The sequence below is a fragment of the Empedobacter sp. UBA5987 genome, from assembly GCF_002429865.1.
GTDB classification, from domain to species: Bacteria; Bacteroidota; Bacteroidia; order Flavobacteriales; family Weeksellaceae; genus Empedobacter; species Empedobacter falsenii_B.
In genome coordinates this window covers 22,340-41,983 of record NZ_DJBB01000063.1, presented here as the reverse complement: position 1 = coordinate 41,983, position 19,644 = coordinate 22,340, and the positions used below count along the sequence as shown (strand labels likewise).

At 31.8% G+C, this 19,644-nt stretch carries 16 protein-coding genes; 5 read left to right on the top strand and 11 right to left on the bottom strand.

From position 1 onward, the window contains the following. The first annotated feature begins 131 nt into the window (after positions 1 to 131). Positions 132 to 1,253 (top strand): metallophosphoesterase, encoded by a 1,122-nt coding sequence (locus B3J26_RS10935; protein WP_312356108.1) that lies wholly within the window; start codon positions 132 to 134, stop codon positions 1,251 to 1,253. A 102-nt stretch (positions 1,254 to 1,355) separates the two neighbouring features. Then, positions 1,356 to 1,673, top strand: coding sequence for a GNAT family N-acetyltransferase (locus tag B3J26_RS10930; RefSeq protein ID WP_115002024.1), 318 nt, complete (start codon positions 1,356 to 1,358; stop codon positions 1,671 to 1,673). 82 nt (positions 1,674 to 1,755) lie between these two features. On the opposite strand, the gene B3J26_RS10925 is transcribed toward B3J26_RS10930, so the two are convergent. From B3J26_RS10925 to kbl, 4 genes are all read right to left on the bottom strand, one after another. Then, positions 1,756 to 3,024, bottom strand: a complete 1,269-nt coding sequence (locus B3J26_RS10925) for a dicarboxylate/amino acid:cation symporter (RefSeq protein ID WP_280037926.1) — start codon at positions 3,022 to 3,024, stop codon at positions 1,756 to 1,758. 138 nt (positions 3,025 to 3,162) lie between these two features. Next, positions 3,163 to 5,850: a PD-(D/E)XK nuclease family protein gene (locus B3J26_RS10920; protein WP_291074549.1), complete on the bottom strand. Its 2,688-nt coding sequence runs from the start codon at positions 5,848 to 5,850 to the stop codon at positions 3,163 to 3,165. 67 nt (positions 5,851 to 5,917) lie between these two features. After that, a complete protein-coding gene (locus tag B3J26_RS10915) occupies positions 5,918 to 6,406 on the bottom strand; it encodes a hypothetical protein (protein WP_291074547.1) in 489 nt (162 codons plus the stop codon). A gap of 68 nt (positions 6,407 to 6,474) precedes the next feature. Then, positions 6,475 to 7,674 (bottom strand): glycine C-acetyltransferase, encoded by a 1,200-nt coding sequence (kbl, locus tag B3J26_RS10910; RefSeq protein ID WP_114999975.1) that lies wholly within the window; start codon positions 7,672 to 7,674, stop codon positions 6,475 to 6,477. Between the two features lie 194 nt (positions 7,675 to 7,868). On the opposite strand from kbl, the gene B3J26_RS10905 reads away from it, so the two are divergent. Beyond that, a complete protein-coding gene (locus tag B3J26_RS10905; protein ID WP_257468073.1) occupies positions 7,869 to 8,642 on the top strand; it encodes a GNAT family N-acetyltransferase in 774 nt (257 codons plus the stop codon). A gap of 296 nt (positions 8,643 to 8,938) precedes the next feature. On the opposite strand, the gene B3J26_RS10900 is transcribed toward B3J26_RS10905, so the two are convergent. From B3J26_RS10900 to queA, 4 genes are read right to left on the bottom strand one after another with little or no spacing between them, the layout of a single operon-like run. Beyond that, complete coding sequence (locus tag B3J26_RS10900; RefSeq protein ID WP_180906365.1) at positions 8,939 to 9,871, bottom strand: polyprenyl synthetase family protein; 933 nt, start codon at positions 9,869 to 9,871, stop codon at positions 8,939 to 8,941. A gap of 56 nt (positions 9,872 to 9,927) precedes the next feature. Then, the gene (locus B3J26_RS10895) at positions 9,928 to 10,881 is read right to left on the bottom strand and encodes a hypothetical protein (RefSeq protein ID WP_291074544.1); all 954 of its coding nucleotides are present in this window, start codon (positions 10,879 to 10,881) and stop codon (positions 9,928 to 9,930) included. An 11-nt stretch (positions 10,882 to 10,892) separates the two neighbouring features. Then, positions 10,893 to 11,942, bottom strand: a complete 1,050-nt coding sequence (gene rlmN / locus B3J26_RS10890) for a 23S rRNA (adenine(2503)-C(2))-methyltransferase RlmN (protein WP_038336309.1) — start codon at positions 11,940 to 11,942, stop codon at positions 10,893 to 10,895. A 7-nt stretch (positions 11,943 to 11,949) separates the two neighbouring features. Continuing rightward, a complete protein-coding gene (gene queA, locus B3J26_RS10885; protein WP_038336356.1) occupies positions 11,950 to 12,999 on the bottom strand; it encodes a tRNA preQ1(34) S-adenosylmethionine ribosyltransferase-isomerase QueA in 1,050 nt (349 codons plus the stop codon). A gap of 158 nt (positions 13,000 to 13,157) precedes the next feature. On the opposite strand from queA, the gene B3J26_RS10880 reads away from it, so the two are divergent. Both B3J26_RS10880 and B3J26_RS10875 read left to right on the top strand, forming a co-directional pair. Further along, the gene (locus tag B3J26_RS10880) at positions 13,158 to 13,742 is read left to right on the top strand and encodes a TlpA family protein disulfide reductase (protein WP_291074542.1); all 585 of its coding nucleotides are present in this window, start codon (positions 13,158 to 13,160) and stop codon (positions 13,740 to 13,742) included. A gap of 205 nt (positions 13,743 to 13,947) precedes the next feature. After that, positions 13,948 to 16,773 (top strand): GEVED domain-containing protein, encoded by a 2,826-nt coding sequence (locus tag B3J26_RS10875; protein WP_291074540.1) that lies wholly within the window; start codon positions 13,948 to 13,950, stop codon positions 16,771 to 16,773. 402 nt (positions 16,774 to 17,175) lie between these two features. On the opposite strand, the gene B3J26_RS10870 is transcribed toward B3J26_RS10875, so the two are convergent. Genes B3J26_RS10870 through B3J26_RS10860 form a run of 3 tightly spaced genes read right to left on the bottom strand, consistent with a single transcriptional unit; the run spans position 17,176 to position 19,498 of the window. After that, positions 17,176 to 18,258, bottom strand: coding sequence for a glucosaminidase domain-containing protein (locus B3J26_RS10870; protein ID WP_291074538.1), 1,083 nt, complete (start codon positions 18,256 to 18,258; stop codon positions 17,176 to 17,178). Further along, entirely contained in the window at positions 18,255 to 19,172 is a 918-nt protein-coding gene (locus B3J26_RS10865) for a 1-aminocyclopropane-1-carboxylate deaminase/D-cysteine desulfhydrase (protein WP_291074536.1), read from the bottom strand. Before B3J26_RS10865 ends, B3J26_RS10870 begins: the two co-directional genes overlap by 4 nt. Next, positions 19,172 to 19,498 (bottom strand): hypothetical protein, encoded by a 327-nt coding sequence (locus B3J26_RS10860; RefSeq protein WP_114999988.1) that lies wholly within the window; start codon positions 19,496 to 19,498, stop codon positions 19,172 to 19,174. Before B3J26_RS10860 ends, B3J26_RS10865 begins: the two co-directional genes overlap by 1 nt. Positions 19,499 to 19,644 lie beyond the last annotated feature (146 nt).

The window sequence follows — 19,644 nt, the reverse complement described above, 5'->3', positions numbered from 1 at the left end:
GTTCAAAATCAAATAAAATAATGTTTGTTTATAGTGTTATCACGTCAATAATTATTTCAATAATACTTGAAATTTACCTATATTTTAACTTTAAAAAATTCATTCAAAACAACTATATTCTTTTCGGAAATATGCTTTTGTGGTTACTTGTTTTGGGTAATTTTGGATATAATCTAATCTTTTTTGATCGTAATGTTGGTCAAACACAAACGACAATGTGGGCAACAGGTTTGTTTATGTTGTTTGGTTTTCCTCGAATTATTTTGGTTCTATTTTTCTTGATTCAAGATATTTTTAGAGGATTTGGTTGGCTATTTAATCGTGCAACAAATCATCCAACAAAAGAAGATTCTTATTTACCTTCTCGCCGAAAATTTGTAATGATTTCTGGATTAACAGTGGCTTCAATACCATTTTTTAGTTTGATTTATGGAATGACATTAGGAAAATATAATTTCAAAGTAATCAAGAAAAAATTGGCGTATCAACGTTTGTCAAAATCGTTTGACGGCTTCAAGATTTTACATATTACAGATATTCATTCGGGAAGTTTGGATAATCGTGAAAAAATAGAATATGCTGTCGATTTAATTAATCAACAAGAGTTTGATATATTGTTATTTACGGGAGATATTGTCAATAATTTTCATTGGGAAATGGATAAATGGTACGATGTTTTTTCGAAAATAAAACAAGCGCCACACGGTAATTTTGCGGTGTTAGGAAATCATGATTATGGTGAATATTCGGATTGGAAAACGGAGGAAGAAAAGCAAGATAATTTTGAGAAAATCAAAGCGATTTTCCCTAAGATTGGAATGAAATTATTATTGAATGAAAACCGATTTATTACAAAGAATGGTGAAAAAATTGCGTTGATTGGCGTTCAGAATTGGGGAACACGATTTAAGAAATTAGGTGATATTGATGCAGCTTCGAATTATGTAAATACAGAAGATTTTAAAATTGTGATGTCTCATGATCCTTCGCATTGGAATGAGATATTGAAAAATCATCCGAAACATTTTGACTTGACTTTGTCTGGACATACGCATGGAATGCAATTAGGAATTGAAGTTCCGAAAATTGGTTTGCGTTGGAGTCCGGCGCAATATGTGTATCCGCAATGGGCAGGTTTTTATGATTTTGAAGGAAAGATTATCAATGTAAATCGCGGATTTGGTTATCATTTTTACCCAGGAAGAGTAGGTGTTTGGCCAGAAATAACATTAATAGAGTTGAAATCAGTATAAAGTATTAGGAAAAAGCAATCAAAGTTTTTGATTGCTTTTTTGATGTATATCAATTCTGAAAATAGATTTTTATCGGATTATTGTCATAAAAAAAGAAATAATATGAATGAAGAATTAATTCCTTTACAGGTTGTAAAAAATGAATCAGCTTTTCGTTTTGAGCTGAATGTAGACGGATACATCGCTTTTATAGATTATAAAGAAGAAGATGATATTATCAAATTGATTCATACCGAAGTTCCTGAAGAATTAGGAGGAAGAGGCGTTGCAGCTGCTTTGGTAGAAAAAACATTGGTTTATTTGGAGGAACATAAAAATCCTTTGTTTCCGTATTGTCCTTATGTATATGCCTACATCAAGAAACATCCGGAATGGAAACGAATTGTTCATCCTAAATTCTCTAACTATAACGAATTGTAATCGGTTAACGAATGAGATTATTACAAGAAATGCGACCTTAATCAGGTCGCATTTCTTGTAATATTTTTGAAAAGCAATTTATTTAAGCTTTGTGATGATCATCATCGTGTGTATATGTTTGCTCAATTGCGACGTGTCCTTCCCATTTATCAACTGCAACAGTCGATAAAGCATTTCCAAGAACATTCGTCATCGAACGAGCCATATCACAGAAATGGTCGATTGGTAAAATCAATGCGATTCCTTCTGGTGGAATTCCAAACATCGAACAAGTTGCAACCACTACAATTAATGAAGCTCTTGGCACACCTGCAACACCTTTTGAAGTAAGCATTAAGACTAATAACATCAAAATTTGTTTCTCGATCGGCATGTGAATTCCATAAACCTGCGCGATAAATAGCGACGCGAACGTCATGTACATCATCGATCCATCTAAATTGAAGGAATATCCGAGCGGTAAAGTAAACGAAATAATTTTCTTTTGAGCCCCAAATTTTTCTAATTCTTCAACTAATTTTGGGAATACAGCTTCTGATGAAGTTGTAGAGAAAGCGATTAATAATGGCGCTTTGATGTGTCTTAATAAGTCGATTACTCGTTTTCCTAAGATGAAATATCCAACCAAAATTAAAACAGCCCAAAGAAGCAAAATACCAATTACGAAGGCGATTAAATATTTAACATAAAGTAAGAATATACCGAATCCGTACGTTGCAATAGCAGCAGAAATAGTTCCTAAAACTCCTAATGGCGCAGTCCACATTACATATCCAACCATGATTAAAACGATATGTGAAATTTTGTCTAACGCTTTCGTAATCATTTCTCCTTCTTTTCCATAAGCTGCCATTGCGACACCAAAGAAAATAGAGAAAACAACGATTTGTAAGATTTCATTCGTTGCAAATGATTCGAAAACAGATTTAGGAATCATGTGTGTAATGAAATGTTCTAATGTAAGCGAAGCTTGACCTTTTAATAAATCTTGAGCAGAACTTGAATCGATTTCAATGTTCAATCCTTCTCCAGGTTTCATTACATTGATAACAATAGCACCAATCACCAAAGAAGTAAGTGAAGCTGTGATAAACCACCCCATTGCACGTCCACCAACACGTCCAACCATTTTCATATCACCCATTTTAGCAATACCAACTACTAAAGTTGAGAAAACTAAAGGCGCAATAATCATCTGAATAAGACGAATGAAAATAGTACCAAGAAGTTTTATGTTAGTAGAAAATGTTTTAATAAATTCTGGCGAGGTATTATAATGTACATATCCTCCAAGCGCAACCCCGATAAGTAGGGCAATAATAATAGCTATAAAAAGTTTATTGTTTTTCATTATGCGATTTTAAACTTTTCCAAAACTACTATTTTTTAGCAAATTATTAAGAATATAAATCGATTTATACACCAAATTAAATATAAAACCCTTTGTATGTAGTGTTTACAAAGGGTTTTCTTTATGGTGTATTGAGTACTATTCTGGTTGTTTGAACGGAATTTCTTGATTTAAAATCTCTTCTATTAATGTTGACATCGGTGCGGTAGAATTTTCGACAATCGAATAATCGATGGTTGTATTTTTATCTACAGAAAGTTTAATCAATTCTTTATTTGGAAATTTGATGGGATAAATACACAATTCAATGTCTTTATTTAGATTTTCTTTGTCTGCATAAAATAAATGTGCGTAGAAAATTAATTGCAATTGTTTGGCTTTATCTTCTTTTTGGTAAACGGTTTCTATTTCTTCGGTTTTTACCGAAATATCTTTTGCATAACCAGTTTTGTAATCAATAATTCGGATTTGATTATTGACAGAATCAATTCGGTCTATTACACCTTTCAGTTTTACAATTTTGCCATTTGTTAGCGAGAAATCAATTTCATGCTTGCTTTCCAAACTTTGAATTATAAATTCATTTTCCTTTGCTGTAGTCACATCTTTAGATAAAACGCCATCTACAATTCGTTCTGCAATTTTATAGATCAAATAATTTGGTCCTTTATCCAAATGCCCATCTTTATATTCTTTGCTAAAATGTTCTTGTAAGGTTTTATCTTTTATTTTTTCGATATTTTTGAAATCATTTTCATGCAAAATATGTCCAATATAAGGCGTGTACAAATCCTCTAATGCGCCGTGTACAATGTTTCCTAATGTTCTTGCGCTTACAATTTCTTCGGCTTCTTCGACTTCATTCACATTAAAAACACGTTGCTCATAAAAATCTAACGGATTGCGTAAATAGGTCGAAAGTGAAGATGGAGAAATTCCATATTCAGCCCAATTTTGAAGCTTTGCCATTGTTTCATCAGTTTTTAGAACAATGATTTCTTTTAAAGGTTTTGTGACAAAACTTGGTGCAGCAAAAGTTTCTTTCACTTCGTGATTACTTTCAAATTTGATTTGAGCTAAAAAGCGAGATTTTTCTCCAGAACCCATTCCATCAGCTTCGGTATCGTACACGAAATAAGCATTTTTCGCACGCTGAATCAAACGATAAAAGTGATATGCATAAATCGAATCATTTTCTGTAAAAGTATTCAATTTCATTTGTTTGCGAATATCATACGGAATAAATGTATTGTTTTGTCGTCCCAAAGGCAAAATTTCATCATTCACAGAAGTCATGATAATATTATCGAAATTCAATAAACGCGTTTCCAATAATCCCATCAATTGTAAACCTTGTAAAGGCTCTCCAATAAAGGAAATTGTCTCGGAAGAAACGATTTTGTTGTACAATAAAAACAAGGTTCTGTAATCTTTGATATCATCAACACTCAACAAATTTTCGTGCAATTGATTGAAAACTTTTTTGAAAAAGAACAAATATTCTTTTGTCAATAAATCGTTCATCGAAGGATGATGCAATAAATCGTCTGTCCAATTTTTTAGATGATGAATAAATTCAGTGATACTTTTCGGAATATGAAAAATAGATTTAAAGATTGATTCTCCTAACGAATTCTGAATAGAGTTTTGTGAATTAAATATTCTATTTTGTAATCGAATATCTCCAATTAATTTTCGACTTTCTTCCGTGCTAAAAAGAGATAATGTTTTATTTTCAAGAATTTGTAAGACATTTTTGAAATAAAACATGGTTCCTTTTCCTAACTTCTCCCGATTCATTTGCAACTCAAAAATTGATTTGAAAAATTGCGCTAACGGAACCGAACGCAAGGGAATTCCCATCGAAATATTAAGGTGCGTGATATTTTCGGGCAACGAATTGAGAATTGCTGGTAAAATAGATTCATCAGCCAAAATTAAAGCTGTATTTTTTATTTCATCTTCGTTGAGATTTCTAATTAAATCAGCAATATATTTTGCTTGTCCAACTTGTTTTGCGACACCAATTGTTTGCAAATTTTTGGGTTTCGAAAATTCATCAACCACCCAATTTATCGGTTTTATTTTCTCTTTATATTTACGAAGAAAAGAACCCGCTTCCTGATTTGGATTTTCGTAATAATATTTATCTGCATCAAAATATAAAGTGGCTAAATTCTCTTTTTCTAAACGAAAAATCAATGCTTGTTCTGCTTTTGTCAACGCATTAAATCCAGCAAAAACATAATGTGAAGTTCTATTTTCAACAATTTCTTCAACTTTTTCGCTCGCAATTCTGAAAACCATTCCAGCATATCCTTCTTTCGAATCCAATAAATCTTGTTGTAACTGAAAATATAATTTCGAAACAATTCCCCAAAACGTTAAGTGATTTTGAATGATTTCATTTTTCCCAATCTCAATTTTTCCATCTCCCCATTGACTAATTCGTTCCACCGAAACCAAATAGTCTAAAACTTTATGTGCAGGCTGCAAAGAAGCATCGATATCATCAAAATCTTTCAAAACAGTTGGTCCCCATTTGATAAAATCTTCGAAAGAATCAGGTTTGTCAACGATTTTTTTATAAGCTTGATACGCTTTGAACCATAGATTAATTCCAGAAATAATTTCTAAACCAGAAAGTTCGCTCATCAATTCTTCAATACTTTTCATTTGTGGAAGAATGATATTTTGCGCTTGACGCTGAAATTCTTGTTTGAAGAATAACATCGGACGTTTTCCTGGTAAAACTAAAGTGGTGTTGATAAAGTTTTTTTGATTTTGGACTAAATCTTTTACAACATTTTCTATGAATTGAGCCATTTTGAAATTTTCTTTCGTTGAATTGTTGTAAAAGTAAGGATTTTGAGAGACAATTAGTGGCGTTGAATTATTTTACTTCTTGAACTTTTTCTTTAAATAATTTTTCAAAAGTTTCAGTGATTTTATCCTCAGACATTTTTGTAGCAACAAAATATAATATGAATCCAAAAAATAACATCGGAATAGAAATTAAAGGTAAAAAATTATGAATTCCATTAGTAATAATTTGAAAAAGTGAGATTATAAAAAATAAAGTCACAATACTTATCCAAACAATGAAAAATATTGAAACAAAAGAGTTTAATTCTAAATTGTAAACAATAGTGGTTTTATTGTCGTTGGTATTGAAATGACCAATAATTTGAGGATTAAAACTATTTCGTCCGCTAATCGTTTTCATCAAATTGAAATGATCTTTATAAACTATCCCTTCAAATTCATATTTACTTTTAGAAAAACGAATTCTTTTTTCTTCTGTATTATCATTTAGTATTTTAAAAACTTCTTGTTCAGAAAGATTTGTCGTTATTTGATATGTTTTATTTTTGAAAAGCATAAGTTAAATATATAAAAAAGCGACTAAATATTTTTAGTCGCTAATATAATATTGAAAAAAAGAAATTCTTACTTAATCACTCCTAATTCTTTACCAACTTTTGTAAAAGCAGCAATTGTATGATCTAATTGCTCTTTTGTATGTGCTGCAGATAATTGTACACGAATACGTGCTTTATCACGAGGAACAACAGGGAAAAAGAATCCGATTACATAAACACCTTCATCTAATAATTTGTCTGCCATTACTTGAGATAATTTTGCATCATACAACATAACAGGTACAATTGCAGCATCACCTTCTGGAATATCAAAACCAGCAGCAACCATTTCTTTGCGGAAATATTCAGCATTCCACATTACTTTATCACGTAAAGTTGTGTCATTTTCTAACATTTCTAACACTTGCAAAGCAGCGCCAACGATTCCAGGAGCTAAAGAGTTAGAGAATAAATATGGACGAGATTTTTGACGTAACATTTCGATGACTTCTTTTTTACCAGAAGTAAATCCACCCATTGCACCACCTAAAGCTTTTCCTAAAGTAGATGTAATGATGTCTACACGTCCCATTACTTCGTTGTGCTCATGTGTTCCACGTCCAGTTTTTCCAATAAAACCAGTTGCGTGAGAATCATCAACCATTACCAAAGCATCGTATTTATCAGCTAAATCACAAACACCTTTTAAGTCTGCAACGATACCATCCATAGAGAAAACTCCGTCTGTTACAATAATTTTGAAACGATGATTTTTTTCTGAAGCTACAATTAATTGAGCCTCTAAATCAGCCATATTATTGTTTTTATAACGATAACGAGCAGCTTTACATAAACGAACACCATCAATAATAGAAGCGTGGTTTAATTCATCAGAAATAATAGCATCTTCTTCTGTAAACAAAGGCTCAAAAACACCACCATTTGCGTCAAAAGCAGCAGCATATAAAATCGTATCTTCCATTCCTAAGAAATTAGCGATTTTTTTCTCTAATTGTTTGTGTACATCTTGCGTACCACAAATAAAACGAACCGAAGACATTCCGTATCCGCGGTCATCTAACATTTTTTGAGAAGCTGAGATAACGTCTTTATTATCAGATAATCCTAAATAGTTGTTCGCACAAAAATTAAGTAATGTTTTACCATTTTCTAATGTAATTTCTGCACTTTGAGGAGAAGCAATGATGCGTTCTTTTTTGAATAATCCTTGTTCTTCTAAATCATTCAATTGCGTTTGTAAGTAGTTTTGAAATTTATCGCTATACATAATAAATCACTTTTTGTTTTGATATGTTTCATACAAATATAAATGTTTGCGGGCATATTTTTCGTATTTTTGTGAGATATAAAAATTTAAATTAAGTGGATTTTATTATATTATTTTTGTTCTCGGTACAATATTATTTTTTAGCTAAGTTTTTTAAGAAGAACAAAGTTAAAACAATTCTAAGTGTTATTGGAATGTATTTTTTTGGAATTGTTCTATTAGTATTTGCATTAGTGGCTCTTAAAGTAACTAGTATAATTGATATTGATATCATGAATCCTGTTGAATTGAGTAAGTCAAAATTTGTTTGGATTGGAGAAACAATTATTTTTCTATTTATTGGTGTTTTCTATTACTATCATCTTAAACGTAAATGGACAATGGAAATGTTTTCTGCAGATATCGAAAAGCGTAAAGATGAAATTCTACAAAATTTAGAAGTTAATCAAAAAATAAATCCAGTAAAATTGGACGTTTATCCTCATTTTCATACGGTTAATGAAAAAAATATTCATTTGGTTCAACCTTTAGCAAATGAGATTTGGAACGAATGTTACAAAGATTTATTATCCCAAGATCAAATCAATTATATGATTGATATGATGTATAATACTGACAAAGTAAACGAAGGAATTGCAAATGGAGATGTTTGGGAAATCCTGAAAATTGATAATGTTCCGTCTGGTTATTTGCATTACAAATTAGATGAAAATAATACTGTTTTCTTATCCAAAATTTACTTGAAAGAGTCTAATCAAACCAAAGGAATTGGACAATTGATGTTGAATAGAGTTGTAGATTATGCGCGAGAAAAAGGAGCAAAAGCTGTTCATTTAACAGTGAATAAACACAATGCGAAAGCAATTCGTTTTTATGAGAAAAATGGTTTCAAGAATATGGAATCAAAAACATTTGACATTGGAAATGGATATATTATGGATGATTATATTTATCAGAAATCCATTTAAAAATAAGGTTTTAATCAAAATATAAAGTCATTACGGTTTGTAATGGCTTTTTTTATGTTGTAAACAAAGTGTCTAGAACCAAGCTGACTTAATTCGTAATGTCGTGAGGTTGATTTAGTTTTTAAAGTGATGAGAAGCTGAATTCAATTCAGCTTGACATTTTCCGCTAATTTATTATTGAAAATAGATCTTAATTTATCGGAGTCATATTGAACTTGTTTCAATATCGCATCCAGAGCTTAGAACTGTTAATTCTTAATGTAAAACAAAAAGGACTTCAATTAGAAGTCCTTTTGTTATTTTTCTCTTTCGATAACGTATTTCACCATTGTTTCCAATGAATTTCGAAATTCACTTTCTGGGAATTCGTATAGTATATCTAAAGCCTCTTGGCTATATTGTTTCATCATTTTTTGCGTGTACTCAATTCCGCCGTGATCTTTTACATACTGAATAATTTCTCGTACACGTTTTTTGTCATTGTTGTAACGTTTTACCGAATTAATCAACCATTTTTTGTCTTTTTCATTCGCTGTATTGATTGAATAAATCAACGGTAACGTCATTTTTTGTTCTTTGATGTCAATTCCGACAGGCTTTCCAATTGCATTAGAAGTGGTATAATCAAACAAATCATCTTTAATCTGAAAGGCAATTCCAACCAATTCACCAAAACGATGCATTTTTTTCGCTACTTCTTCCGAACAACCAACAGAACGTGCTCCAGCCTCACAACAAGCTGCGATAAGCGTTGCCGTTTTCATTCGAATAATCTCGAAGTATACATCTTCTGTAATATCAAGTTTTCGCGCTTTTTCGATTTGCAATAATTCACCTTCCGAAATTTCCTGTATCGCAACCGAAACAACTTCAAGTAAATCAAAATCTTTGTTTTTAGTCGAAATAATTAAGGTCTTTGACAAAAAATAATCTCCCACCAAAATAGCTACTTTGTTCTTCCAAATCGCATTAAGTGAAAAGAAACCACGACGCAATGTACTATCATCCACTACATCATCGTGTACTAAAGTTGCGGTGTGAATAAGCTCGATAAAAGAAGCTGCACGATAGGTACGTTCTTGTACTTCGCCATTTAATTTTGCAGTTAAAAATACAAACATCGGACGCATTTGTTTTCCTTTTCTGCGCACGATATAATTGGAAATACGGTCAAGAAGCGAAACATTACTCTTCATCGATTCGAAGAATTTCTGTTCAAACAATTTCATTTCCTCCGCGATCGGAGCTTTAATCAAATCTACCGTGTTACCCAAAATTTATTTTTTTAATTCGTAAAATTATTGATGCAATGTACAACCTGTTTTGCATAGAATCCTTTATAGTTAAATTCCTCTCCGCTAAAACAAATTTTGTTTTCGGTTGGCAAAACTGAAATACCTTCCAATTGTCCCAACTGTGTCGTGAAGCCCAAAGGTAAACTTATTTTTTTAACTTGAGAAGTGAAGAATAACTGATTGTTATCTTTTGGCAAATCGAACCAATTGATAAAAGTTAACGCTTCTTTTGTGTAGCCCAATAGATAAATTCCTTTGGTAGAACTATTTACATCAGCATCGATATAAGCAGCAGCTACAGCGTAATTTGTAGGAAAAGTTTCTAACTTTTTGGCTGCGTGTTTTTTAGAAGAGTCAATAGGAACAACATAATGAGACGTTGACATATTTGACCATTCTTTTGTAAAAATATGCAATTGATTTTGGTAGACAAAAAATGCTTCTGCGTCCCAATTTGTCGTCATATTTTTGAACTGAAAAGTTTCTTGTTCTGGATAATAAAATTCTATTTTTTCAGCTTTTAATTGCTGATAAGATTTTGAATAATCGATGTTTGATTTCTGGATAAAATAAATGGCTAAATCTTTTCGTTTGCCCAAATTATTTCCAAAATCAGCAAAATAAATTCGATTATCATCCGAAGACAATTCTTCCCAATCGATATTTGGAGCATTTGTGATGAAAATAGTATTGATAATTTTACCTGTTTTTGCATCAAAACGATACAATTCTGGTTTGGAATCAGAATCGTTTAAACCCCAAAAAGAAGCCACATTTTTATCTTCTTTTTCATATTCTAAAGTCGAAATTTCGTTCAAAGTAGGCGGTAAGTTGATACTTTCCATTTTATAATCATCAATAGAAATTGTATCGATGTTTTCTACTATTTGCGCGAAAGAGAATTTAGTCAGAATCAAAAATAAAAATATGGCTAAATATTTCATTTGATTATGTTTTAATCATTTCCAGTTTTATTGGCTAATTGTCCGCAAGCTGCATCAATATCTTTTCCGCGACTACGACGTACATTTACCACAATATTGTTGGATTCTAAAGCTTTGATATAATTGTTAACTGCTTCTTCTGATGCTTGTTTGTAGATTCCGTCATCAATCGAATTATATTCGATAATATTCACTTTAGAAGGAATTTTTCGACAGAATTTTACCAATGCATCGATATCTTCTTTTTTATCATTAACACCGCCCCAAACAATATATTCGAACGTAATTCGTAAACCTGTTTGTTGGTACCAATATTGAAGACTATCCATTAAATCCGTCAACGGAAATTTAACAGAAAAAGGCATAATCACATTACGAACTTCTTCTCGAGCCGAATGTAAAGATACCGCAAGGTTAACACGTAAATCTTCGTCAGCCAGTTTTTCAATCATTTTAGGAATTCCCGAAGTAGAAACTGTAATTCGTCTTGGAGCCATTCCTAGTCCTTCTGGCAATGTGATTTTTTTGATGGCAGAAATTACTTCGTTATAATTTAACAAAGGTTCTCCCATTCCCATAAATACGATATTGCTTAAAGGACGATTGAAATAACGTTTACTTTCTTCATCGATAATCACAACTTGATCGACGATTTCGGCAGCTGTTAAGTTACGCATACGTTTTAATTGCGCTGTTGCACAAAAAGTACAATCCAAGCTACAACCAACTTGCGAAGAAACGCATGCAGTTGTGCGAGAATCAGTCGGAATTAAAACAGATTCCACAACGTTACCATCATGAAGTTTAACCGCATTCTTGATGGTTCCGTCGTTAGATTTTTGTAGAAGATCAACTTCAACAGGTTGAATTTGGAAAGATTCTCCCAATTGCTCACGTAGAGCTTTTGAGATATTCGTCATGTCATCAAATTGATGCGCATTCTTTTTCCATAACCATTCGTACACTTGTTTTGCGCGGAATGATTTTTCTCCAATCTCTTTGAAATAATCTTCAATCTCAGCTTGTGAAAGCTTTCGTATATCTTTTTTTGTTGTACTCAAACTTGTCTTATAAGATTAACATTGCATCTCCGTAAGAGTAGAATTTGTATCCTTCTTTTACAGCTTCGTTGTATGCTTTCATTGTTAAATCGTGACCAGCAAACGCAGAAATCATCATGATTAATGTAGATTTTGGCGTGTGGAAGTTTGTAATCATACAATTTGCAATAGAGAAATCATATGGAGGGTGAATAAATTTGTTTGTCCAACCATCAAAAGCATTTAAATGACCATCTGCAGAAACAGAAGATTCGATAGAACGCATAGAAGTTGTACCAATAGCACAAACTTTTTTCTTCTCGTCAATTGCACGATTTACTAAATCAGCAGATTCTTGAGGAATAATAACTTGCTCAGACTCCATTTTGTGTTTAGATAAATCTTCAACCTCTACAGCCTGAAAAGTTCCTAAACCAATGTGTAATGTTAATTCAGCAAAATCAACTCCTTTGATTTCTAAACGTTTTAATAAGTGTTTAGAAAAGTGTAAACCAGCTGTAGGCGCAGCAACTGCTCCTTCGTGTTTTGCATAAATTGTTTGGTAACGCTCTGCATCTTCTGGCTCAACGTCACGTAAAATATATTTTGGAAGTGGAGTTTCTCCTAATTCTTTCAATTTTGCACGGAATTCTTCGTAAGATCCATCAAATAAGAAACGTAAAGTACGTCCACGAGAAGTCGTATTGTCAACAACCTCTGCAACTAATGTATCATCATTATCGAAGAATAATTTATTTCCGATACGGATTTTACGCGCTGGATCAACCAAAACATCCCATAAACGAGTCTCAGCATCTAATTCTCTTAACAAGAAAACTTCGATTTGAGCACCAGTTTTCTCTTTGTTACCCATCAAACGAGCAGGAAAAACTTTCGTATTGTTACGAATCATTACATCTCCTTCGTCGAAATACTCGATAAGATCTTTAAATTGTCTATGTTCAATTTCTCCGGTGTCACGGTGAACAACCATTAAGCGAGCTTCGTCTCTGTTTTCAGAAGGACGATCTGCTAAAAGTTCTTCAGGTAAAGTAAAGTCGAAATCGGAGGTTTTCATTTTCATAATTGTACAATTTTTTGCAAATATACGATGTCAGCACCCCCTTTGTCAAGTGAAATGAGGTATTTTATGAAATTGCTAACGTTTAAATGTTTATTTTTGACGAAAGACTTATAGATATTATCAAGTTTTTTAATACTTATTTGAAAAATAAAATGAAAACGAACCTACTAATTTTGTCCGCGATTTTCACACTTTTTAGTTGTAATAAATCTGAACAAAAGAATGAAGAATCTGCTGAAATAGAAAAGATTGATTCTGTTGCAAAAAAAGAATCACCAGAATCTGAAATTCCGAAAGAATTGATAAAAGCACCAGATTTTTCTTTGGCTGATATCAATGGAAAACGATTTGACTTATCAGATTTCAAAGGAAAATATGTCTACATGGATATTTGGGCAACATGGTGTGGACCTTGCAAAGTTCAAATTCCTTTTATGAAAGAATTGGAAAAACAATTTCATGATGCGCCAATTCATTTTGTAAGTGTTTCTTTGGATAAATTAGAAGATAAGCCAATTTGGGAAAAAATGGTGAGAGAAAATCAGATGTCTGGTGTACAGTTATTTGCAGGAAGAGAAGATAACTTTGGCTTTGATTATAAGATAGAATACATTCCGACTTTTATTATTTTAGACAAAGAAGGAAATATTATGATAGATCGTGCACCTGCTCCGATGGATTATCAAACAGGAGGAATCAATCAACAATTGGTTGATCTTCTCAAGATGATGAAATAAAAAAAATAGTTTTTAAAAATGCCTCTAAAATTATGCTTTTTAGAGGTGTTTTTTTTAATGTATGTAGATTTATTTTCTTAAATATGTTTTAATAAGTTATTAAAATGGTGTTTTTATTAATTATTTATTAAATAATTCCGTATTATTTTTTTGTATTGATATTTAAAATGTATATTTGTATTACTAATATTTAATGAATTAATACATGAAGAAAATTTTACTATTATGTGGTATAGCGCTAGGTATTGGCGCGAATGCACAAGTCTCAGTTAAAGAGGGGTTCGAAGGAACAGCGCTTCCGACGACTTGGGTTGGAGCTGGAGGTTATACACCAGCTAGCTATACAGGAGTGTATAATAATGCGGGGTGTACTGGAGCTGACAGAGCTTGGGGAGCTGCTTTAGTGGGAACTGCTGCCTCTGGAAAAACAGCTACTCTTACTTATACTAAGCCTGCTGCGATGGTGACTAATGGAAAGCAAGTTGATATTAGCTTTGATTATGTCATAGAGGATTTCTTACAAAATAATGTAGGGGAACTTAAAGGAGATATTCTTGTACAATATTCTACTGCTTCTATAGGGACTACTTTTACAACAGTTTCAACGATTCCATATAGTGGAACAACAGGTGAATGTGTACATGTTACAGCCTCTATAGCTGATGGAATTGTTAATGGAGCAAATTTTAGGTTTAGAATTTCAGTAACAAGTTCAAGTGCGAATAATACTAACGGAGCATTAGTATTCTTAGATAATATTTCAATTGTACAAAACGTTGATGCTATTCCAAGTTGTACTACTCTTTCTGCTCCAGCAGATGGTGCGACAGATGTTTTTGTAAGACCAACTTTTACATGGGGAACTGCTACAAATGCACATGCTTACAAATTGTATTTAGGAAGTGTGTCAGCAACTTATAATGCAATAAATGGAGAAGAACAATCTTCTGGTTATATGTTACCAGCAGCTCAAGCATTGGCGGCTAATACGAAATATTTTGCTAAAATTGTTGCAACGAATAATTTAGGAGATGCTGTAGGTTGTGTGGAAACTACATTTACAACAGGTGAAAATTCGTTTGCTCCTTATTGTGGACCGATTATTAGTACGATTCCTGCTCAGATGTTTCCAATTAAATCATTCAAATTTGGAGATGTTGAAAAAATATCTGATGAAGCGGCTACTACTTTTGGAACGTATGAAGCTCATCAAAATTTTACAGCAACAAAATTCGAAATCAATGATGATGTAACGTCGGTGCCATTTACTTTATCTGGAATAGGATCGGGAAGTAATAATTTTGCTACTGTGATATACATCGACTGGAATGAAGATGGTGATTTTGATGATGCAGGAGAAGCTTATTTCAATACAGCTGGTACAATGTTGGTATCAAATGTTGTAACAGGTGGTTTAATTAATTTAAAAGGAGATTTAGCTATTCCAACAGGTGTTAAAGCAGGAGAGAAGAGAATGAGAGTGAAATATAATTTCACAGGGGCTACAGCTATTCATAATTCTCTTTCTACAGCTTGTTCAGATGTTGGAAATGGTCAGGTGGAAGAGTATACAATTAAAGTAAAATCTACTGCACTTACTTATTGTGATGCTCAAGCGACTTCTACTAATAATGATTATGAAAGAATAGTTAATGTTAAATTTGCAGACATAGATAATGCATCGACACCTTTATATGATAATAATGGATACGAAGATTTTACTAATATAGTAGGTAATGTTCAAACAAATAAAGGATATCCAATTGAAGTTAAGATTGCTAATTTTTCTCGTGATAAAACAAGTATTTGGATTGATTATAACCAAGATGGAGTATTTACAGATGACGAAAAAACAAATATGACTGTAAATGCAGCTACATCAACAGGGCTTGTTAAAATACCTTCTAATGCAAAATTAGGAAAAACTCGTATGAGAGTTAGAACGGCATTTCTTACAGATCCTCAGCCATGTGGAAATACTACATTTGGTCAAGTCGAAGATTATACACTTGATATAAAAGAAGGGGTAGCAACACTTCCTGATTGTGTTACAATTACAGCTCCAACAAAAGATGCAGTTAATGTAGCAACAACTACTAAAATTACTTGGAATACTGTTGATAATGCAGATAAGTATAAAGTTTATATAGGGACTTCTTCTGGAGTTTATGATATAGTAGATGGAAAAGAAGTTACAGAAACAAGTTATGCTACTTCTATGGCTGCTAATACGAAATATTTTGTAAAAGTGGTAGCTTCAAATGAAACAGGTGATGCAACAGGATGTGAAGAGATTTCATTTACAACAGCTGCTAACTATACTTATTGTAACAACGGAATTAATATGATTTGTAACGATGGTGATGTTATTGAAAATGTAACATTTGCAGGAGTTAATAAAGATTCTAGTTGTAGTGGAGCAACAGGTTATTCTGATTTCACATCATTGGTTGCAGAAGTGTCTACTGGAGGAACTTATCCTATTTCTGTAAAAGTTGGACCTTCAGGTGATGGTTGGTTATATGAATCTGTAGGTGTGTGGATTGATTTTAACCAGAATGGTACTTTTGAAGAAAATGAGTATACTTACGTAGGAACAGGACTTGCAGAAGTTCTTACTAAAGATATAATTATTCCTGCTGATGCAAAATTAGGAAAAACAAGAATGAGAGTTGTATTATCTGCATCAAAAGCAGATGCTTTTGGTCATCATTTCGCTTGCGGACCAAATAATGCAAACGAGGCATATGGTGAGATGGAAGATTACACTGTTAATGTAGGAAAATTAGGTGTGTCAGATATGAGTAAAACTACGATATCAATATATCCTAATCCATTCAAAGATGTGTTAAGAATCTCTGATGTTAAAGATGCTGTTTCTATTGTTGTTACTGATCTTTCTGGAAGAACATTAGCAAATATGAAACCAGCTACAGAGCTTAATTTATCAGCACTTAGCAAAGGTGTTTATATTGTAACAATTAAATATGCTGATGGAAGTACTAAGACAACAAAAGTTGTTAAAAACTAACTTTAGATATTAATTTTAATAACAAGCGCCACCCAATTTGGGTGGCGTTTTTTTTGATATAATTCTAATCGTTTATAAATTAATGAAACTCTGAATCTTAATGATAAACCTAAATTGTAAAGCTAAAACATATATACATCATATAATTCAGCTTAAAACCTAAGCTTTAAAATGAAAAAGGATATCATCGTTATTTATTTTTTTTTATTAATCTAATTTAGTAAGTTAAGTGTTGATTTTTAAGTGTCTGTTGGTGTGTCTAGTAAATGTGGAAGATTTATAAATGAGATAATGAAAGTTTGTTAAATTAGGATTTGATTAGTTTAAATAATTAAATGTTTTCTAAAACGATGAAATAAAAAAAGCTTCCTTTTGGAAGCTTTTTTAAGTTTATTGAAATTATTATGCTCTAACTTTTGTTTTCAAATTAATTCGTTGTCCAACTCTAGGTTGTTCACCTGGTTCCATACGATTTAGCTTGTATAGATTGTTAACTCTCACACCAAAACGTTGCGAGATCGTGTACATATCGTCACCTTCTTGCACTTTGTACGAATAATCAGAACCTTTTGTTTTCTTTTTTCCGAAGAATACAATTTGTCCATCTTTCAATTTAGAACCCATTTGTATTTCATTGAAATTCGCAATATCCGAAGGAACTTTGTTGTACGTTTTAGAAATTGTCGCAATTGTTTCTCCTGCTTGTGCAACAATATAAGGAATATTATTCTTGTGATTTTTAATGCGAGTTGTAGGATTTTGAGGACGAGTTTCGTAAGCAATTGTTTTGTTATTTACACTAGGCTCATTTTTCTCTATACTATTATTATTTGGTTGATAAGACGCTAATGCAATTTCTTCTTTGATTGTTTTAGATTCTTTCTTCGTTTTAGATTTCGATGAATTATTTGCCATCATCATATCATCCTGATTGTTGTATAATGTATACAATTTTGTATAAACTTCTTCTGGAGAAATCTTATCAAATTGATCTAAATTATATTTCTCAATTCTCGAAATTAATTTTGAAGCATATTTTGGATCAGTTGCATAGCCAGATTTTTTCAGACCATTTGCCCAAGCGTTATAATCTGTTGGATCTAAGAAAAATAAAGCTTTGTAATAAGGTCTTAAAGCTAAAAATTTAGAATGATCTCTATAACTTTCTTCAACTGAAGAATATTTTCTAAAACATTCACCTTTCGCATCATCATCGTGATAAATACGAGGTTTATCCAACGACCATTCTTCAGGACCTTTACATTTTATTCCAAAATGATTATTGGCTTGATCGGCTAATTTACTTTGTCCGCCTCCAGTTTCCAATAATCCTTGTGCTAACGTAATACTTGCCGGAACTTTGTAAAGTTGCATTTCTTCAACAGCTAAAATAGCATGTTTTCGAATGTAAGTTATGTCTCTACTTTCTTGTGCTTGCGTCGAAATCGTCAACACTAAGCTAAAAACGTATAACAATTTTTTCATTCTATAATATTTTTGTTCTTCTTCTTTAAAAGTTTGTTCATTCCTTCAATTCCTTGCAATCCGCCTGTATGAACCAAAAGAATTTTAGAATTATCACTAAAATAATGATTTTTAATTAATTTAAAAATACCAAAAACCATTTTTCCAGTGTAAATAGGATCCAATTGAATATGGTTAATTCGCTTGAAATCATTTACAAAAGTAATTAATTCATCCGAAACTTTCCCATATCCGCCAAAATGATAATCATTAAAAATAGTAAAATTGGTTTTATTTGTCAATTTTTCGATTTCATTTTGGATAAAATCTCCCTTTAAACTCGGAAAACCTAAAATTTTTTGATGAGGTTTCGAACTTTCAATCAATCCAGCAATTGTTCCGCAAGTTCCGATTGCCGAAGCAATAAAATCATATTCGAAACAATCATCGTACAGAATTTCTTCGCAACCTTTTATAGCAAAATCATTTGTGCCTCCTTCTGGAATAACGTAAGTATTTGGGTATTTAGTGTTTAAATGATTAATAAATTCTACTTCATCCTTTTTTCGGTATTCTTCCCTCGAAATAAAATGCAATTGCATTCCACATTTTTTTGCAAAACGTAATGTAGGGTTTTCATCGATTTTATCTTTCAATTCTTCTCCACGAATAATGCCAATAGTTTCGAAATGATGAAGTTGACCAGCTGCCGCCGTTGCTGCAATATGATTGGAAAAAGCACCACCAAACGTTATCAATTTTTTGAAACCTTGTTTTTCAGCTTCAATAAAATTATATTTCAGTTTTCGGTATTTATTTCCAGAAATTTCGGGATGAATCAAATCTTCTCTTAATATAGAAAGTTGAATATTTTGAGAAGTTAAATGTTTGATGTCAATGTTCTGAATTTGAGCTTTATAATCGTTCCAAATCATTAGATGTATTTTAGAAAACTATAAAATTTTCGTTTTTTCAAATAATTCAAATTGTGTTCGTTTGCATAAGCTTCACGCTCAAAACTAATATTGCGATAAGCTTTGTGTTGATCGCGATATTGAATTAATCGGATCGCATATTCAATCAAATAAAAAGGATAGAAAAAAACAACCAAAAGTTCGAGTTGCTGAATGATATGAATGGTTTCGTGATTGATTAAAACTTCATCATTTTTCAGTTTTTTATCTCTCAAAAAAATGAAAGGAAAAATGGTGATTCCAATAAAATTTTTTCGGAACAAATGACTCAAAACAACTACAAACATGATTTAGGTAATTCGATTTTGTTGCAAAATTAATCAATCTGAGAAGATATTGATTTAAAAAGCATTAAAAATCGTAAATTTATAGGAAGTTTCGCAAATAATTATCATACCAAAATTAATGATAGTTTATAGATAAAAGTTGTAAT